We start from the raw sequence: 814 nt of genomic DNA on the forward strand, positions 1-814 counted from the left end.
GTTCTCGCGCGCCAGCATCCGGTCGAGGCGGTCGCGCGCGGCGTGGAGGTGGAGCACGTCGGAGGCGAGGTCGAGGGCGTCCACCGGCGGGTGCCCCGGCCCGCGGTTGCCCGGGCCGCAGAAGTTGCCGTGGATCAGCAGGGCGTTGTGGGCGCCGTCGATCCGCGGCATCTCCTGCGCGTGGACCAGGGCGGGCAGCGCCACGGCGAGGGCGCCCGCGAGGGCGAGCCCGCGGAAACGGATGGTTCGAAAAACGGTCACGGTCGATCCTGTTCGCTGACGCCGCCCTCGATGGGGAAGATGGGGCGTCGATCCGGCAGGGCAACCGGCGGATCAGCCGCGCGATCCGAGCGTCGTCGCAAAGGTCGCACCGGGGTCCGGAGCCTACAGGACCGGGCTCCGCCGGCGAAGCACCAGTCGATCGTGCCGGTCCGGTTGACGCATGTTAAGGCCGGGCCGGGCCGTTGCTATCATAGGCTGCAAAGATCGCTCGGATCGGCAGGAAACTGCCGGATCTCAAGATCGCGTGTGGTGCGAAGACCGCGCGCGCTTAGCCGGCATGGCCGTCCTGCGGGCGGTCGAAGTCGAGCGACGCGGTGTCGATCACGATCTGCGTCCGGCTGATCACCTCGAGCTTGCGCAGGATCTCGGACACGTGGGCCTTCACGGTCGAGTCGCCGACCTGGAGCGCGTGGGCGATCTGCTTGTTGAGCTTGCCCTGGCGGATCATCAGCAGCACCCGCATCTGCTGCGGGGTGAGCCGGGCGATGCGCTCGGCGAGCGGGGCCTTCCGCGCGGCGCCGCGGGCGGGCGG

At 70.9% G+C, this 814-nt stretch carries 1 protein-coding gene and 1 pseudogene; both read right to left on the bottom strand.

The annotated features are described in order from the left end of the window. A pseudogene (locus FV223_RS28960) lies at window positions 1-204 on the bottom strand (hypothetical protein); the annotation flags it as partial. Between the two features lie 346 nt (window positions 205-550). Next, window positions 551-814: LuxR C-terminal-related transcriptional regulator (locus FV223_RS28965; protein WP_147730039.1), on the bottom strand; the 264-nt coding region annotated here is incomplete at its 5' end.

Origin of the sequence: Methylobacterium sp. WL116 (assembly GCF_008039455.1) — a bacterium.
Taxonomy (GTDB): Bacteria; Pseudomonadota; Alphaproteobacteria; order Rhizobiales; family Beijerinckiaceae; genus Methylobacterium.